Below are 14,856 nucleotides of genomic sequence, written 5' to 3' on the forward strand. Positions count from 1 at the left end.
CGCCAAGCCGAGGACGAGTCCCGTGCATCAGCGCCTTCCGAACGCTCCCCGATCCGCAGCACCGACCCGACCGCGGCGGCGCACCGGCGCCGGCGTCCTGGCCCTCGGGTCGGCGCTCGGCTCAGCGCTCTGCCTGCCGCTCTGCCTCGCCCTGCCGGCCCGGGCGGAGGTGGAGAACAAGACCGCGCGCCCCGGCCAGCGGATCTTCCTCCAGGGCTTCACCTACTACTTCGCCACGCAGGAGTGCCGCTCGCGCGCGGCCACGATCGAACTCGTCAGGCCGCCGCGCGGCGGGCGCATCGAGCAGCGGCGGGAATTCCGGATCCTCAGCGGCAAGGTCGACGAGACCGGGGCGCAGATCCGGCAGCCGGACGGCTGCGAGGACGCCAAAAAGGATGCGATGTCGCTCTACTACACGGCACGCACCGACTTCTCCGGCCTCGACACCCTGTCGGTCGCCGTCACCTTCGGGGACGGGTCCACGGTGCCGTACACGTTCCGGATCACCGTGCCGCCGGGCGAGCCCCGCCGGGCCCCGGCGGTGTCGCAGGTGCCGGTGCCGCGCGACGGCGGCAGCGGCCAGGCCGCACCGGCGGCCCGGGCGGCGCCGGCTCCGGCGTCCCGGGAGGCCGGCACCAGCACCGGCGATTTCCTGCGCGACACGGTCCGCGGCTCGGTCGCGGCCCCGCGGCCGGCGCCGGTCGCTGAGCCTCCGAAGGCGGAGGCGGCCGCGTCCGGCGCGGTGCCGCGGACCGAGCCCCCGGCACCGCGCGCGATGGCGCCGCCGCCGCGCCCCCGGCCACCGGCCGCGCCGCAGCTCTGAGACCCTGCGGGGGGCCGGCCGGCGCGGACTGGCCTCCCGCACCCGTACGGATCGACGCCCGACCGGGACCCGGCCGCGCAGGTCCGCCAAGTCCACGCCAGAACGAAGTGAGAGGCGCCCCATGGGATCGATGCAAACCGCGTTCGTCCACGCGGCAATCCTGTCCACACTCGCGCTCCCGGCGGCCGCGGCGGAGACATGCCGCGACCATTACCGGAGCGAGGGGACGCCGATGCTTCAGGCCATCACCTACAAGACGTGGATGATCTTCCCCTCGGTCAGCCCCAAGGCCGCGTTCGACCGGGTGACGCGGGCGGTCCTGGCCGAAGGCTTCGTGGGCGTGCACGTCGAGAAGCAGCTCGGGACCCTGACGGCCCAGCAGGAGACATCCGGCTCGGGGCGACCGCAGACGCTGCGGGTCGTCGTGCGCAAGGCCGGGACGGGCAGCCGGGTCGACGCCCTCTTCATGGTGCAGGCCGGTCAGATCGGTCAGGACGTCGACCAGAACCTGTGCCGCGTCGTCGATGCCGCGGCGCAGTAGGGCCCGGATGGCGCGCGGCTGCGGGCGTCCGCCCGCACCCCGCGGCCTGTCACGGGGGAGCGGCGTGGCTCCGCGGCGCTGCCCGGGCGCGCGGTCCGGATGCGAGGTTCAGATGCGCCGTTCAGTGCGAGGCCGGCCGTGACGCGGCTCCTGGTGGCGGCCGTCGCCGCATCCCTCCTGGCGCCGTCTGCGGCCCGGGCGATCGACTGCCGCAGGGCGGCCAGCCCGCTCGAGCGCATGATCTGCGCCGACGCGGCGCTCCGGAAAGCCGATGCCGCCCTGGGTTCGGCCTATGCCGGCCTCCTGCACGGCACGGACGACGCCGAGATCCGGGCGATGCTGATCGCCAGCCAGAAGCGCTGGGTGGCGGCCCGGGACACGTGGCTCGGCGACCTGGACGCGGCCGACGCGCGCACCATCGTGCTGGGGGCGATCCGGGCCCGGACCGAGGACCTGTCCGGCCGCGCGACGAGCGATCCGGCCCGGCCGCACTGGATCGCGGCGGCGCTGCGCCAGCGGGCCTTCGCGGCACGGTTCACCGGCGGCCCCTTCGCGGGGTTCGACACGGCCTGCTATTTCCTGCCCGTCGGGCAGGACCGGGTCTACGGCTGCTTCGGCAGCCGGCGCTTCCAGAACGGCGACCGGGTCTGCACGCTGTCCGACGACTGGGCGAGCGGGCACACCACCGAGACGCGCACGGTCGGGCGGGTCGTCGACGGCGCCGTGCGAACGGTCGCGACCTGCACGATCGGCGGGGGCGACGACGCGGAATGCCCGGGTCCCGAAAACCCCGCCGGCCGCTGGACGCGGCCTGCCGCCCCGGCGGCCGCGACTGCCAGCGCGACGACGGCGCCCGCAGGCCCTCGGGCCCTCCTCGATGTCGAGCTGGCCTCGGACGCCGAGGCCGAGACCTGGCTCTCGACCTGCCTGACAGACCCCGCCTATCCGCCGCCCGACCCGGTTCCGGCGGCCGGGACGGAACCGGGGTCGCGCCCGCCGGCGCGCGCGGGCGACCCGAACGGGAAGTGACGATGAGACCGGACGCCCCCTTGCCGGACCCGGCCCGCAGCCGCCTTCCGGGTGACGCCGGCCTTCGGCTGCGCGCAGGCTGTGGCGCAGCCGGGGAAGCTCCTCGGCGCCCGCGCATCGGCCGAGCCGGCCGGGCACCCGCCCTGGCCCTCGGCCTGATGCTCGGTCTGATGCTCGGCCTGCCCCTCGCCGAGCCGGCCGGGGCGCAGGACGGGCCGCCGGCGCCGCGGGTCGCCTCCGCCGTGAAGAACCTGCGCTTCGTGCCCCTCGCCGCGCTGCCGCGGGCCCCGGGCGGGGCGGGGCGCCAGGCCGGCTGCCCGGGCGAGGTCGTCCCGGCACAATCGGAGGCGGCGCAGGCTGTGGCCGCCCGGGACTGGTTCGTCACCGGCGAAGCGGCGCTGGGCCGCTACCGGGCCGTCAGCTTCGCCAGCGACCTGCAGCAGGGGACGAGCGGCACCTGCTTCATCGCGGACGGCAATGTCGGCCTCTTCGACGGGACGCGCCTCGTCGCCCTCGTGTACGGCGCCGGCCGGACCGGCGCGGTCGGCCGGATCGCGGCGCGCGCCGGCGGCGTGCGCCTCTGGGACGGCGACCTGCCGCCCTCTCCGGTGGGCGACCTGACCCTGCGCCCGGACGGGACCCTGTCCCTGGAGCCGCTTCCCGCGGTCGAATCCGTCTGCGGTGGCCGCGGAGCGGTCCCCGCCATCCGCGGCCAGCCGATCGACACGGCCCGGGCGGCGCTGATCGCCGCGGGCTGGACGCCGGTGAAGGGTCCGCCGAGCGACGATGCGCGGGAGCGGGATCTCGCCCGGCGCGGCGTGATCGAGGTCGACGGCTGTTCCGGGACGGGCCTCGCCTATTGCAGCTTCCGGTATGCGGGGGCCGCCGGCGCGCTCTCGGTGACCACGACGGGCGACGGGGACCTGCCCGAGGTCCACGAATACGGAGTCACGTGCCGATGAGACGGATCCTGCGGGCGCTGGCGCTGATCGCGGCGACGGGGCCGGCCGCGACCGCCGTGGTCGCGGCGCCCGCGCCGCCCTGCGCGGCCGAGGCCGAGCGGCAGGCCCTCAAGCTGCTGCGCTTCCACAGCGACGGCGACGCGCGGGCCACGGTCGATCCCGCTTCCGTTCGGTCCGTCGGCACCGTCGCGTCCCTGGTCGGGACGCGGCGCTTCCAGGTGATCGAGGCGGAGGGCAGCATCGACAAGGGCGATTATCGGATCCGGCTGATCTACGCGCCGATGCCCGGGAGCTGCGTGCTGATGGGGCAGGAGATCCTCGAGCGGTCCGATCCCTACTGAGCACCGCCCTCAGCGCGCGCCGAGGCAGCCGGTCCCGGGGGCCGGCAGGACCAGCCAGGCGCCCCCCGCGTAGAGGCGCCGGACCGCGCCCGGCGCGGCGGGCCGGATCACCAGATACGCGCGGCCGGCCGAGACCAGGGCCCCGTCGTCGGCGGCCGCCAGGGCGGCGGGGTTCCCGAGCGCCACCACGGTCTCCGGCTGGACCGCGAGGGCGGTCAGCGCGGTCACGCCGAGCCACCCGGCGAGCGCCGCCGCCACCGGGGCGACCGGCAGGCCGCGCCGGGGGCGCCGATCAGTAATCGTAGGCATGCTCGAACCGGCCCCCCGCGGCCTCGACGGCGCGGATCTGTTCGACGAGCTGCTCCACCGCGGTGTCGTAGCCGACGCGCTGCCAGCCCGGCTCGGACTGGATCGGCATCGCGAACAGCGGCTCGGCCCCGGCGAGGGCGACCGTCCGGCCCGGCGGCAGGAGGACGGTGGTGAGGATTCGGTCGTTGCCGGCGATCTCCAGCACGGTCCGGCCGCGCGCCCCCAGGCCCCGCAGGATCTCCGTGAAGGCCCGGTAGCGCGGCGTCTCGATCAGGGCGGCCGGTCCGCCATCGCCGGCCGGGACGGGGCCGAGGCGGGTGATGCGCGGGTCGGCGGCCGCGTCGGCGGCGTCGAGCCCCGCCACGACGCTGCGGATCGTCAGGCCGGCCGGGTCCATCCCGGCGAGCCACACGATCCCCTGCGCGTAGGCCCATTTCACCCCGTATTGCAGCGAGAGCGCGCCGCGCCGCTCGACCGCCCGCAGGGACGGCGTGAACGGGACATCGCGCCAGAGCCGGGACAGCTCCGCGTCGAACGGGTAGCGGTACCAGGGGGTCTGGCGCAGGAACACGGCGTAATCCGCGAGCAGCCGGGCGTTGAACCGGTCCTCCTCCGTGGGCTCGGGCCCCCGCCACCACGCGGTCAGCGCCCCGACGGTGCGCTCGTAGGCGCCCTGGATCAGCATCTCGGCCGTGAAGCTGAGGCCGATGACGTAGTTGGTGACCTTCTGGCCCGCGGTGACGTCGCCGGTGCGCCCGGCCGCCCGGGTCGCCCCGCACAGGCTCGTCCAGAAGCCGGTGGTCGCCGCCCAGTAGTCGAAGGCCGATTCCGAGGCGGATCGCGTCACCCCGGCGAGGTCCGCGTAGGCGTGGACGATGTCCCATTCGGGGAAGGTCAGGTAGCTGTCGCCGGCCGCGCGCTTGTAGCCGTCGGCGGCGATCCCGAAGCGCGAGCCGCCCCCCGCACGCTCCTGCAGGGTGGGATCGGGCGCGACCGCGCAGCCGCCCTCGATCGCCGCGACCGGCAGGGCGCAGGCGAGCGCGAGGAGGGCCAGGCCGGCGGCCGCCCAGCGGGCGGCCCGCCGGCGGCGACGGGCGGGACGGGGGCTCACGCCGCGCCCGCCGCGGCGGCGCGCCACGGCCACCAGCCGAGCACCACGCCGGCGAGCCCGAGGCTCAGGTGCGGGCCGTTCGAGAGGAACGGGCTGTCCTGGAAGCCCTTCAGGAACAGCGACAGGTCGAGGAAGCTCGACCCGGTGATCACCCCGACCATGCCGTCGAGGAGGTAGATCGCCCCGAAGGCCCGCAGGAAGGTCACGGCGGCGTGCCGCGACCACAGGGCGGCGACGAGCGCCCACAGGCCGGAGGCGAGGTGGAGCGCGTCCTTGTAGACGTCGAGCCGGAACAGGCCGAAGACGCGGCCCTCCGCGTCCCGGAAGGCCGGGATGTAGTCGGTGGCGGCGGCGAACAGCAGGATGGCCGCGAAGGCGAGGGCGGCCGCCTGTGGGGGTGTGGGTCTCATGAGCGGATCCTTGCGCGGTCAGGCCATGGAGGTCGACCAGAGGGCGTTCCGGAACAGCAGCCCGGGATCGTACCGGCGCTTGGCCGCCACGAAAGCGTCGAGCCTGGGATAGGCCCGGGCCATCTGGTCGCGCCGGGCATGCAGGCGGTAGGGCAGGTAATAGGCCCCGCCGAGCGCCACGACGCGCTCGATCAGGGCCTCGGTCATGCGCATCATCGCGGCCTCGTCGCCGGGGGTGAGCCCCTGCGAGAACGACATCACGGCACCGATGCGGGGAGAAGGCGCGTAGGCCAGCGTCGAGTCCGGGTCCGCCGCCACGTAGCGCAGGGTCACGTTGAGGCAGTCGCAGCCCGAGCCCGGGATGATCTCCCGGCAGGCGGCGCGGAACGCGTCGAACCGCTCGGGCGGGACGAAATACTCGTGCAGGATGTCGGTGCGGTTGCGGTCGCGCGAGGCGAGGTTCGCCACCGGCTCGTTCATCAGGCTGTTGCGGGTGGCGAGGCCGGGGTCGAGCGTCGGGTTGAGCCGGGTCTCGGCGATCCAGCGGGCGCGCTTGCCGAACTCGCTGCCGACCTGGGCGCGGTAGATCTCCCGCGAGACCGCCGAGAACGCCCCCTGCGCGGCCGCGGCGGGCAAGACCTGCGGCGGGTGCTCCGCCTCCGCGTAGGTGACGAGGATCGCCTCCTCGAAGAACCCGGCCTGCGCCACCGAGAGGCGGCCGTAGGCCATGCGCAGCCGCGGGTCGCGCTCCACCGCCGCCACGAAGGCCGGCGCGAACTCCGCGGCCGGCATCACCGCGAAGGTCGGCGTCAGGAGGCGGTTCGGCACCATCTCGACCACGAGGTCGACCACGATCCCGAACAGGCCGTAGCCGCCCATCGCCAGCCCGAACAGCTCGGCGTTCTCGGTGCGGGAGCAGGTGACGAGGCTGCCATCGGCCAGGACGAGGCGGAGGGCGCGGACGGTGGAGCCGAAGGGCCCGCGCGGGGCCGGCCAGCCATGGGCGTTGACGCTGAAGGTCGAGCCGACCCCGAAATCGCTGTTCGACTGCATCACCGCGGGCGAGAACCCGATCCGGTCGAGCTGACGGATGACCTGCGACCAGCGCGCGCCGGCCCCGACCCGGTAGAGGCCGGCAGCGGTGTCGGGCTCGATCGGGCCGCCCTCCAGGGTCACGGCCGTCCCGTCGCGGGCGAGGCTCTGGCCGCCCATGGAATGGCGGGCGACGCCGACCGCCACCGGCCGCCCGGCGGCGGCGGCGTCCCGGATCTCGGCGCGCACGGCCTCGATCAGGGCCTCGGTCGACCCTGTCGGGAGCACGGCGTGGCGGGCCACCGGGGTCGGGTTGAGGCCGCTCGCATCGTTCAGGATGATCCGCGGCGCGGCCCGGGCCGCCCGCGGCAGCAGCGCGGCGGCCGCCAGGGCGCCGCCGCCCGCGAGGATCCTGCGCCTGCTCGGTCGTATCCCCGCCATGACCGTCGCCCCCAGCCCTCAATTCGCACCGGCGGGGCGACCGGCTCGCCCCGCCGGCTTACCCTGCGACGGGTCCGGGCCCGCCGGCGTGAGATCGCGCACGGAGCGCGATACGGCCAAACAAACCGACCGGCCCTCTTCGCACGCGGCGGCTCGTTCGCCCCTACCAGCGGCCGGCCGCGCGGTTAACCGCACGCCTGCGCGGGTCCTGCGCCTGCTCAAGGCCCGCCAGGATGCCGTCTTGCGTGACCTGCTGCCCGCGGTCCTGCCCACAGGCGCCCGTGACGGCGAGCCTGCCGCCTTATGAGGTCCGCCCCGTCCAACGGGAGGACGAAGCCCTGCGGGGCGCGCGGGGTAAGACGGGCGCCGCATCGTCGGTCGGCCGCCCGTCCGTCCGGCCAGGGCCCGTGGCGACACCCGATCGGCCCTGTGACGCCCGCCTGTCCCGAGAGCGTGATTCTGGCCGGATCCGGCGCGTGTCCGGCTCCGGGATCGGAGTGTTCTGCGTGCGCGGAGACAACCGGCCGTCGCCCCCGCGGGACTTCCGAGATTCTTCGTGCCGCCCGGCGGCCGAAGCCATCTCAAAGCACGCGATTGTCCATCGCGGCTTGACACTGACCTTCCGCCTCGTGGCCACTCGCCGGCCTTCATCCCCTGCGCTGGAACGGATATCGGCCGCGGCGGGACCAGCGGCGCCTGCAGATCCGTTGCCGGAGGCGGATCCGACGCGACGCCATTCGGCCTCTTAAGCATGCCCGAGGCGGCGCGCGCGCCGTGCGGAACGGTGTCGTGAGCTTGGCTGTTGCCTAACTGCCGACCAGTCCCTGGCCGGCACCGAGCCGCCGGCGATGACCGGCGCGCCGACACCCTGAGAGGAACGCCTATGAGGAAGTCCCTGCTGGTCGTCGCCGTCCTGGCCGCCTTCGGCGCGGCCGGCGCCGCGACCTCGGCCTCGGCCGCGCCCGGCCTGCCCGGCGCCGTGAGCGCCCCGTCGGACGTGGTCTCCGTCCGCATGGACCGGATGCACGGCCACCATCACCACCGGATGATGCGCCATCACCGCCACGGGCACATGATGCGCCATCACCATCATCGCGGGCACATGACGCGGCATATGCACCGCCATCACCGCATGTGAGCTGGTCGGGGCCCCCGAGGGGCCCCGTTCCCCGGGATCCGGCGTGCGGCCCGGCCCTGCGACCGGCGCGACATGAGCCGGGCCAGGCCGCCCCAGCGGGAGGACTGACCGCACGCCTCTACTCTGCGGCCTCGCGGTGGACCGGCTCCGGCTGGCGCGCCCGGGACGTGGCCGTCGCGGGCCGGACCCTGCCGAAGCGGGCGTAGAGGGCCGGCAGCACCACCAGCGTCAGCAGGGTCGCGCTGATCAGGCCGCCGATGACCACGGTGGCGAGCGGCCGCTGGATCTCGGCCCCGGTCTCGGTGGCGATGGCCATCGGCACGAAGCCGAGCGAAGCGACCAGCGCCGTCATCGCCACCGGCCGCAGCCGGATCATCGCGCCCTCCAGGATGGCCTCCCGCTTCGGGCGCCCCTCCGCCACGAGCTGCTTGATGAAGGTCAGCATCACGAGCCCGTTCAGGACCGCCACGCCCGACAGCGCGATGAAGCCGACCGCCGCCGGCACCGAGACCGGCATGCCGCGCAGCCACAGGGCCACGATGCCGCCGGTCAGCGCCAGCGGCACCGCGCTGAACACCAGCAGCGCGTCCCGCGGCGAGCCCAGGGCCGAGTAGAGCAGCAGGAAGATCAGGAAGAAGCACGCCGGCACCACCACCATCAGCCGCTGCTTGGCCGAGGCGAGGTTCTCGAACTGGCCGCCCCAGGTCACGAAGGAGCCCGGCGGCAACGGCACTTGCCGCCCGACCTCGGCCTGCGCCTCCGCCACGAGGGAGCCGATGTCGCGCCCGCGCACGTTGGCGGTGACGACCACCCGGCGCTTGCCGTTCTCGCGGCTGATCTGGTTCGGCCCCTCCGTGACCGAGAAGCCCGCCACCTGCTTGAGCAGGACCGAACGCGCACGGCCGTTCGGGCCGGGCGGCAGGGGCACCGGGATATTCTCCAGGGCCTCGCGGTCCTCGCGCACCGTGTCGGTGAGGCGCACCACGATGGGAAAGCGCCGGTCGCCCTCGAAGACGACGCCGGCATCCTTGCCGCCGATGGCCGCGCCGATGACCTCCTGGATGGCGCCCGTGCTGAGGCCGTAGCGGGCGGCCTCGGCCTTGTTGATCTTGATCTCCAGGAACGGCAGGCCCGCCGTCTGCTCGACCTTCACGTCCTCGGCGCCGTCGATGCCCTTCAGGACCGCCGCGATCTGGTTGGCGGTCTTCAGCATCGGCTCGAACTCCTCGCCGAACACCTTCACGGCGAGGTCGCCCCGGGTGCCGGCGAGCAGCTCGTTGAAGCGGAGCTGGATCGGCTGCGAGAACTCGTAGACGTTGCCGGCGAGCGCCCCCACCGCCGTCTCGATCTGCGCCTGCAGGTCGGCCTTCGACAGACTCGGGTCCGGCCACGCCTCCTGCGGTCTGAGCATGACGAAGGTGTCGGAGGAGTTCGGCGGCATCGGGTCGGAGGCGACCTCCGCCGTGCCGGTCTTCGAGAACACGTAGGCGACCTGCGGGAACTTGGAGACCACCTGCTCGACCTTGAGCTGCATCGCCTGCGACTGGGTCAACGAGGTCGAGGGGATGCGGGTGGCGTTGAGCGCGATGCTCTTCTCGTCGAGTTGCGGGATGAACTCGGTCCCGAGCCGGGTGAACAGGACGCCCGCCCCGACCAGCAGCAACAGGGCCGCCCCGAGAAAGGCGAGGGGACCGCGCACCGCAGCCCCGAGCACCGGCCGGTAGGCCGCCTTCAGCGCCCGGATGATGAGGTTGTCCTTCTCGGTGACCGTGCCGGTGATGACGATGGCGATCAGCGCCGGCACGAAGGTCAGCGACAGGATGAAGGCCGAGACCAGCGCGATGATGACGGTCAGCGCCATCGGCGCGAACATCTTGCCCTCGACCCCGGTGAAGGTCAGGAGCGGCACGTAGACCAGGATGATGATGGCTTGCCCGTAGAGGGACGGCTTGATCATCTCCTCGGCCGACGCCCGCACCGTCTGAATGCGCTCCTCGGTCTCGAGGGCCCGCCCGAGGGCGTGTTGCTTCTCGGCGAGATGGCGCAGGGCGTTCTCGGTGATGATCACCGCCCCGTCGACGATGAGGCCGAAGTCGAGGGCGCCGAGCGACATCAGGTTCGCCGAGATCTTCGCCTCGACCATCCCGGTCAGGGTCATCAGCATCGCCACCGGGATGACCAGCGCCGTGATGACGGCCGCCCGGATGTTGCCGAGCAGCAGGAACAGGATGACGATGACGAGGGCCGCGCCCTCGGACAGGTTCTTCACCACCGTCCTCACCGTCGCCTCGACGAGACGGGTCCGGTCGAGGACGGTCTGGACCGCGACGCCGGGGGGCAGGCTCCTGCGGATCTGGTCCATCTTGGCGTCGACCGCGGCGGCCACCGTGCGGCTGTTCTCGCCGATCAGCATCAGGGCGGTGCCGATGACGACCTCCTGGCCGTCCTCGCTGCCCGAGCCGGTGCGCAGGTCGCGCCCGATGCGGACCTCGGCGATGTCCCGGATCCGGACCGGCACGCCGCCGCGGGTCGCGACCACGACGTTGCCGATGTCGTCCATGTCCTCGAGGCGTCCGGCGGCGCGCACGACGTAGCCCTCGCCGTTATCCTCCAGGTAGCGGGCGCCCTGGTTGGCGTTGTTCGCCTCCAGCGCCCGGGCGACGTCCGAGAAGGACAGGTCGAGGGAGGCGAGCTTATCGGGGTCGGGCTGGACGTGGTACTGCTTCTCGAAGCCGCCGATCCCGTCGACGCCGGCCACGCCGGGCACGGTCTTGATCTGGGGCCGGATGATCCAGTCCTGAACCGTGCGCAGGTACGCGGTCTGCTCCAGCGCCGTCCTGAGGCGCTGGCCCTCGGGGGTCAGGTAGCTTCCGTCGGGCTGCCAGCCCGGCGCGCCCGCCTTCGAGAGCGTTCGCTCGCCGGGCTTCGCGTAGTGGATCGACCACATGTAGATCTCACCGAGGCCCGTGGAGATCGGGCCCATGGCGGGCTCTGCCCCGGGGGGCAGGTCCCGCCTCACCTGGGCGAGGCGCTCGGCCACCTGCTGGCGGGCGAAGTAGATGTCGAGCGTCTCGGCGAAGACGGCGGTGACCTGCGAGAAGCCGTTGCGCGAGAGCGAGCGGGTGTATTCGAGCCCCTTGATGCCGGCGAGGGCGGTCTCGACCGGGTAGGTGACCTGCTTCTCGATATCGACCGGCGCGAGCGAGGGCGCGGTCGTGTTGATCTGCACCTGATTGTTGGTGATGTCCGGGACCGCATCGATGGGCAGCTGCGTCACCGCGTAGCCGCCGAAGCCGGCGGCGAGCAGCGACAGCAGCAGCACGAGCCAGCGCTGGCGGACCGAGACGTCGAGGATGCGGCTGATCATGTCTCGGCCCCTCAATGGTCGTGGCCGGCTTCGCTCTTCCCGAGCTCGGCCTTGAGGAGGAAGGTATTGGCGACCGCGATGTCTTCGCCGGCCCTGAGGCCGGAGACCACCTCGTAGGCGTCGTCATCCGCGCGCCCGAGCTCGACCTCGCGCTTCTCGAAGCCCTCGTCGGTGCGCACGAAGACGACGCGCTTGCCCTCGACGGTCTGGAGCGCGGCCTTGGCCACCCGGACGGGCACTCGATCCGTCTCGGTCTCGACCTCGGCGGTGACGTAGGTCCCCGGACGCCAGGCCATGTCCTGGTTGGGCAGCGAGACCACCACCCGGGCGGACCGGGTGTCGGCGTTCAGCAGCGGGCTGACGAACACCACCTTCCCCTGCACGCTGCGGCCGCCGCGGTTCACGGTGACCCGGGCGCCTTCCCGGACCTCGTCGAGGTCCGAGGTCGGCACCGCGAGCTCGATCCAGACGGTGGAGAGGTCGGCCACGGTGTAGACGTCGGCCGGGTCGCCCTCCTTGCCGACGGCGGTGCCCACGTCGACCTTGCGCTCGACGATGCGGCCGGAGATGGGCGCCCGCAGCTCGTACTGGCGCAGGGTCGAGGCGTTGGGCGTCGCCTCGTCGCGTTTCTGCGCGGCGGCGACCTCGGCGGCGTTCAGGCCGAGCGCCGAGAGCTTCTGGCGGGCGAGGTCGACGCGGAGCTGGTTCTCCTGGAACACGGCCTTGGCGTTGTCGAACGCCGCCTGGGATGCCGCCGCGGATGCCAGCAGCCTCTGCTGGCGCTCGAAATTGACCTTCTGGAGGTCGGACTGGACCATGGCGGTGAGGTACTCGCTCTTGGCGTCGGCGACCTCGCGGCTGTCGAGGACGGCGACGACGTCCCCCTTCCGCACGTCGTCGCCGAGGCGCTTGCGCATCTCGGACACCGTGCCGACGACGCGGACCGGGACGCGGGCGATCCGGTCCGTGTCCGGCGTGATCGTGCCGGGGACGAGGATGTGCCTCGACAGCAGGCCGCCTTCCGCCTTGGCCACCTTGATGTCCTGGTTCTCGATCTGCTCGGCGGTCATCGTGACGTGCCCCTCCGCGCCCTCGGCCTCGGAAGGCTCGTGCGCTCCGTGAGCGTGGCCTGCGCCCGCCTTGGGGGCGGCGGCCTTGCCGTGGTCGTGGCCGCCGCCCGCTTCGTGGCGGGGCTCGCCCGGCGATGCGGGGCCAGGCCCGGCGGCGAAGGTGTGGAGGGCCGGCGGCAACCCGGCCGCGGCGAGGAGGCCGCGAACGAAGCCGGACACGGCGGGAACGGCGGCGCCCACGAGGACGCCGGCGGCCACCAGGGCCGCGGTCAGGAGAATGCGCATGATGCCTGCTCGTCGGGGCGCCGGTGCCGTGGCGGCTTCCGGGCCGGTCCCGTTGCGATGACGTGAGGAAGCGGCCCCGGGGCCTCGGACCCGGGGTTCAGGACGCGCGCCGTCGCGGCGTCACCTCAGGCGCGCGGCGGACGCGGCAGGCGGTCGGGGGAGATCGAGGCGCACGCCGCGTCGACCGGGGCGTAGCAGGGTCGGGACGGCAGGGCGGGCGGAACGGGGGCGAGGCCGTCCGACGGCATGGCCACGTGGCAGCCGCAATGGACGTGGCAGGCGATGCCGGGATCCGCCGCCCGGGCCGAGGCCGGCGTCAGGTCCGACGCCATGACCAGCTCCGTCCGGTCGTGTCCCGGATGGTTCTGATGATACGCCAGGTCCTCGGCGAGGCCGGCGGTCGGGAGAGCGACGGCCAGCGCCAGGACGAGCGCGAGCGCGCGGGCGGCAATCGCCCACCACCCCGTCCAGGCCCCGAAGGCTCGCTGGCGTCCCGCCGACTTCATCGTGCTCCTTATGGGCGATGCGGGCGTCGGGCCACAAGACGCGGGGGCGAAACGCCGGGCGGTCAGGTCGCCGGTCCGGCCGACGGAGTGCGGAATGTCACCGTCCGTCGCGGCTCAACGCCGTCGCGACAGCCTGGCTCGGCCGGCATCGGGAGAGACCCGACAGGAGACGACGCCTCTTCGCCCTGGCGGCAGCCGCCCAATCCTCCGCGGGCGGCTCCGGCGACCGGCGGCCGCACGACCACGTCGACATCGACGTCGGCCGGCATCACCATCCGCGCCGCGACGAGGACAGGTCGTTCTTCGATGAACGGGGCCCCATCCCCCCAACCACGACTTCGCCGACGGAACGGACCGCCCCGGACCGCCCCGGACCGAACGACGGTCCGGCGCGGTCGGCGGAGGCTCAGGCGCCCCGCGGCCCGAGCAGGATGAGGGCGCTGCCGAGCACGCATACGAGGCCGCCGGCGATGTCCCAGCGGTCGGGCCGGTGGCCTTCGAAGCCCCAGAGCCACAGGATGGCCGCGACGACGTAGATGCCGCCGTAGGCCGCATAGGCGCGTCCCGCCGCCCCGCTCTCCACGAGAGTCAGCAGGGAGGCGAACAGCGCCAGCGAGGCCATCCCCGGGACGAGCCACCACGGGGATCTGTCGAGGCGCAGCCACGCCCAGAAGGCGAAGCAACCGGCGATCTCGGCCAAGGCGGCCGCGGCGAAGGCGGGATAGGTGAGCATGGGCGCGTGTTCGCATGCGCCGTGCGTGCGGCAAACCGGCGACACGGGCCGGAGGCGCCGGTCCTGACCACGCGGCGGGCCGGCGCCGTCTCGACCTCCTCCCGTCCCGGCTTGAGGCGGCCGAGCCGTGCGGGCGCCGCCGGAGCCAAGCTGCGCCCGGGCGCACGCTGCCGTCCACGCGCCACGTCAGGTCCTGCCGGGACCGGCTTGGGCCTGTACGGCGGCGATCTGCCGTATCCGCCGCGGCAGGTCGCGAACGAGAGCGGTCTTCCGGTAGGGCGTCATCTTCCGCCACGCGCGGATCTCCGGGACCGTGCGGCCGCATCCGAGGCACCAGCCGGTCCGCCCGTCCCACTGGCAAACCCCGATGCAGGGGTCGTCCGTCTTCATGTTAGGGCTCCGTACGCCAGGCGGCCCGTCCGCCGCTGGACACATATAGGGTACCCCCCTATACGTCACTACGACGAGGAAGCCCGCGATGGCCCACACGGTCAAGGAAAAGGCCAAGCTCCTGGCGCGGGTGCGCCGGATCAAGGGACAGGCGGAAGCCGTCGAGCGGGCCCTGGAGGCCGAACTCGGCTGCGCCGACGTCCTGATGCTGGTCGCCTCGATGCGCGGGGCCATCAACGGCCTGACCGCCGAGCTGATGGAAGACCACATCCGTCACCACGTCGTGAACCCGGACGCGGAACCGGACGCCGAGCGCGCCCGGGGCGCCGCCGAGCTGATCGAGGTGGTCCGGACCTACCTCAAATGAA

At 73.6% G+C, this 14,856-nt stretch carries 16 protein-coding genes; 7 read left to right on the top strand and 9 right to left on the bottom strand.

Annotation, left to right across the window (positions count from 1 at the left end):
• Positions 1 to 22: 22 nt before the first annotated feature.
• From MCBMB27_RS05015 to MCBMB27_RS05035, 5 genes are all read left to right on the top strand, one after another.
• Complete coding sequence (locus MCBMB27_RS05015; protein ID WP_075379998.1) at positions 23 to 823, top strand: hypothetical protein; 801 nt, start codon at positions 23 to 25, stop codon at positions 821 to 823.
• A gap of 121 nt (positions 824 to 944) precedes the next feature.
• Complete coding sequence (locus MCBMB27_RS05020) at positions 945 to 1,364, top strand: hypothetical protein (protein ID WP_052083589.1); 420 nt, start codon at positions 945 to 947, stop codon at positions 1,362 to 1,364.
• Between the two features lie 138 nt (positions 1,365 to 1,502).
• The gene (locus tag MCBMB27_RS05025; protein WP_236952907.1) at positions 1,503 to 2,393 is read left to right on the top strand and encodes a lysozyme inhibitor LprI family protein; all 891 of its coding nucleotides are present in this window, start codon (positions 1,503 to 1,505) and stop codon (positions 2,391 to 2,393) included.
• A gap of 158 nt (positions 2,394 to 2,551) precedes the next feature.
• A complete protein-coding gene (locus MCBMB27_RS05030; protein ID WP_236952908.1) occupies positions 2,552 to 3,355 on the top strand; it encodes a hypothetical protein in 804 nt (267 codons plus the stop codon).
• Positions 3,352 to 3,696, top strand: coding sequence for a hypothetical protein (locus MCBMB27_RS05035; RefSeq protein ID WP_043356615.1), 345 nt, complete (start codon positions 3,352 to 3,354; stop codon positions 3,694 to 3,696). The genes MCBMB27_RS05030 and MCBMB27_RS05035 overlap by 4 nt, the downstream gene beginning before the upstream one ends.
• A gap of 9 nt (positions 3,697 to 3,705) precedes the next feature.
• Here MCBMB27_RS05035 and MCBMB27_RS05040 read toward each other — a convergent pair whose 3' ends face one another.
• From MCBMB27_RS05040 to MCBMB27_RS05055, 4 genes are read right to left on the bottom strand one after another with little or no spacing between them, the layout of a single operon-like run.
• Positions 3,706 to 4,005 carry a hypothetical protein gene (locus tag MCBMB27_RS05040; RefSeq protein ID WP_075380000.1) on the bottom strand — a complete coding sequence of 100 codons (300 nt, stop codon included), beginning with the start codon at positions 4,003 to 4,005 and terminating at the stop codon, positions 3,706 to 3,708.
• Entirely contained in the window at positions 3,989 to 5,116 is a 1,128-nt protein-coding gene (locus MCBMB27_RS05045; RefSeq protein ID WP_236952909.1) for a hypothetical protein, read from the bottom strand. The genes MCBMB27_RS05040 and MCBMB27_RS05045 overlap by 17 nt, the downstream gene beginning before the upstream one ends.
• On the bottom strand, positions 5,113 to 5,526 hold the full coding sequence (locus MCBMB27_RS05050) for a DUF4383 domain-containing protein (RefSeq protein WP_075380002.1): 414 nt from the start codon (positions 5,524 to 5,526) through the stop codon (positions 5,113 to 5,115). The genes MCBMB27_RS05045 and MCBMB27_RS05050 overlap by 4 nt, the downstream gene beginning before the upstream one ends.
• An 18-nt stretch (positions 5,527 to 5,544) precedes the next feature.
• Positions 5,545 to 6,999 (bottom strand): FAD-binding oxidoreductase, encoded by a 1,455-nt coding sequence (locus tag MCBMB27_RS05055; protein WP_043356621.1) that lies wholly within the window; start codon positions 6,997 to 6,999, stop codon positions 5,545 to 5,547.
• A gap of 883 nt (positions 7,000 to 7,882) precedes the next feature.
• On the opposite strand from MCBMB27_RS05055, the gene MCBMB27_RS05060 reads away from it, so the two are divergent.
• Positions 7,883 to 8,137, top strand: a complete 255-nt coding sequence (locus MCBMB27_RS05060; RefSeq protein WP_043356624.1) for a hypothetical protein — start codon at positions 7,883 to 7,885, stop codon at positions 8,135 to 8,137.
• A gap of 118 nt (positions 8,138 to 8,255) precedes the next feature.
• Here MCBMB27_RS05060 and MCBMB27_RS05065 read toward each other — a convergent pair whose 3' ends face one another.
• The 5 genes from MCBMB27_RS05065 to MCBMB27_RS05085 all read right to left on the bottom strand — a co-directional run bounded on the left by MCBMB27_RS05065 (position 8,256) and on the right by MCBMB27_RS05085 (position 14,488).
• Complete coding sequence (locus tag MCBMB27_RS05065; protein ID WP_075380003.1) at positions 8,256 to 11,504, bottom strand: efflux RND transporter permease subunit; 3,249 nt, start codon at positions 11,502 to 11,504, stop codon at positions 8,256 to 8,258.
• An 11-nt stretch (positions 11,505 to 11,515) separates the two neighbouring features.
• Positions 11,516 to 12,859 carry an efflux RND transporter periplasmic adaptor subunit gene (locus MCBMB27_RS05070; protein ID WP_075380004.1) on the bottom strand — a complete coding sequence of 448 codons (1,344 nt, stop codon included), beginning with the start codon at positions 12,857 to 12,859 and terminating at the stop codon, positions 11,516 to 11,518.
• A gap of 125 nt (positions 12,860 to 12,984) precedes the next feature.
• Entirely contained in the window at positions 12,985 to 13,365 is a 381-nt protein-coding gene (locus tag MCBMB27_RS05075) for a hypothetical protein (protein WP_075380005.1), read from the bottom strand.
• Positions 13,366 to 13,771: 406 nt separating this feature from the next.
• A complete protein-coding gene (locus MCBMB27_RS05080) occupies positions 13,772 to 14,098 on the bottom strand; it encodes a YnfA family protein (RefSeq protein ID WP_075380006.1) in 327 nt (108 codons plus the stop codon).
• A 186-nt stretch (positions 14,099 to 14,284) separates the two neighbouring features.
• On the bottom strand, positions 14,285 to 14,488 hold the full coding sequence (locus tag MCBMB27_RS05085) for a DUF1289 domain-containing protein (protein ID WP_075380007.1): 204 nt from the start codon (positions 14,486 to 14,488) through the stop codon (positions 14,285 to 14,287).
• A gap of 88 nt (positions 14,489 to 14,576) precedes the next feature.
• Here MCBMB27_RS05085 and MCBMB27_RS05090 point away from each other — a divergent pair, with 88 nt between their 5' ends.
• Positions 14,577 to 14,855, top strand: a complete 279-nt coding sequence (locus MCBMB27_RS05090) for a metal/formaldehyde-sensitive transcriptional repressor (protein ID WP_043389372.1) — start codon at positions 14,577 to 14,579, stop codon at positions 14,853 to 14,855.
• The last annotated feature ends 1 nt before the right edge of the window (position 14,856 follow it).

This window comes from Methylobacterium phyllosphaerae, assembly GCF_001936175.1.
Lineage (GTDB): Bacteria > Pseudomonadota > Alphaproteobacteria > Rhizobiales > Beijerinckiaceae > Methylobacterium > Methylobacterium fujisawaense.

Excerpts from the sequence above, each read along its gene's own strand:
- MCBMB27_RS05020 (WP_052083589.1), top strand. The coding sequence starts at position 945 with ATGGGATCGATGCAAACCGCGTTCGTCCACGCGGCAATCCTGTCCACA.
- MCBMB27_RS05060 (WP_043356624.1), top strand. The coding sequence starts at position 7,883 with ATGAGGAAGTCCCTGCTGGTCGTCGCCGTCCTGGCCGCCTTCGGCGCG.
- MCBMB27_RS05035 (WP_043356615.1), top strand. The coding sequence starts at position 3,352 with ATGAGACGGATCCTGCGGGCGCTGGCGCTGATCGCGGCGACGGGGCCG.
- MCBMB27_RS05055 (WP_043356621.1), bottom strand. The coding sequence starts at position 6,999 with ATGGCGGGGATACGACCGAGCAGGCGCAGGATCCTCGCGGGCGGCGGC.
- MCBMB27_RS05090 (WP_043389372.1), top strand. The coding sequence starts at position 14,577 with ATGGCCCACACGGTCAAGGAAAAGGCCAAGCTCCTGGCGCGGGTGCGC.
- MCBMB27_RS05085 (WP_075380007.1), bottom strand. The coding sequence starts at position 14,488 with ATGAAGACGGACGACCCCTGCATCGGGGTTTGCCAGTGGGACGGGCGG.
- MCBMB27_RS05050 (WP_075380002.1), bottom strand. The coding sequence starts at position 5,526 with ATGAGACCCACACCCCCACAGGCGGCCGCCCTCGCCTTCGCGGCCATC.
- MCBMB27_RS05030 (WP_236952908.1), top strand. The coding sequence starts at position 2,552 with ATGCTCGGTCTGATGCTCGGCCTGCCCCTCGCCGAGCCGGCCGGGGCG.
- MCBMB27_RS05080 (WP_075380006.1), bottom strand. The coding sequence starts at position 14,098 with ATGCTCACCTATCCCGCCTTCGCCGCGGCCGCCTTGGCCGAGATCGCC.
- MCBMB27_RS05070 (WP_075380004.1), bottom strand. The coding sequence starts at position 12,859 with ATGCGCATTCTCCTGACCGCGGCCCTGGTGGCCGCCGGCGTCCTCGTG.
- MCBMB27_RS05075 (WP_075380005.1), bottom strand. The coding sequence starts at position 13,365 with ATGAAGTCGGCGGGACGCCAGCGAGCCTTCGGGGCCTGGACGGGGTGG.
- MCBMB27_RS05040 (WP_075380000.1), bottom strand. The coding sequence starts at position 4,005 with ATGCCTACGATTACTGATCGGCGCCCCCGGCGCGGCCTGCCGGTCGCC.
- MCBMB27_RS05065 (WP_075380003.1), bottom strand. The coding sequence starts at position 11,504 with ATGATCAGCCGCATCCTCGACGTCTCGGTCCGCCAGCGCTGGCTCGTG.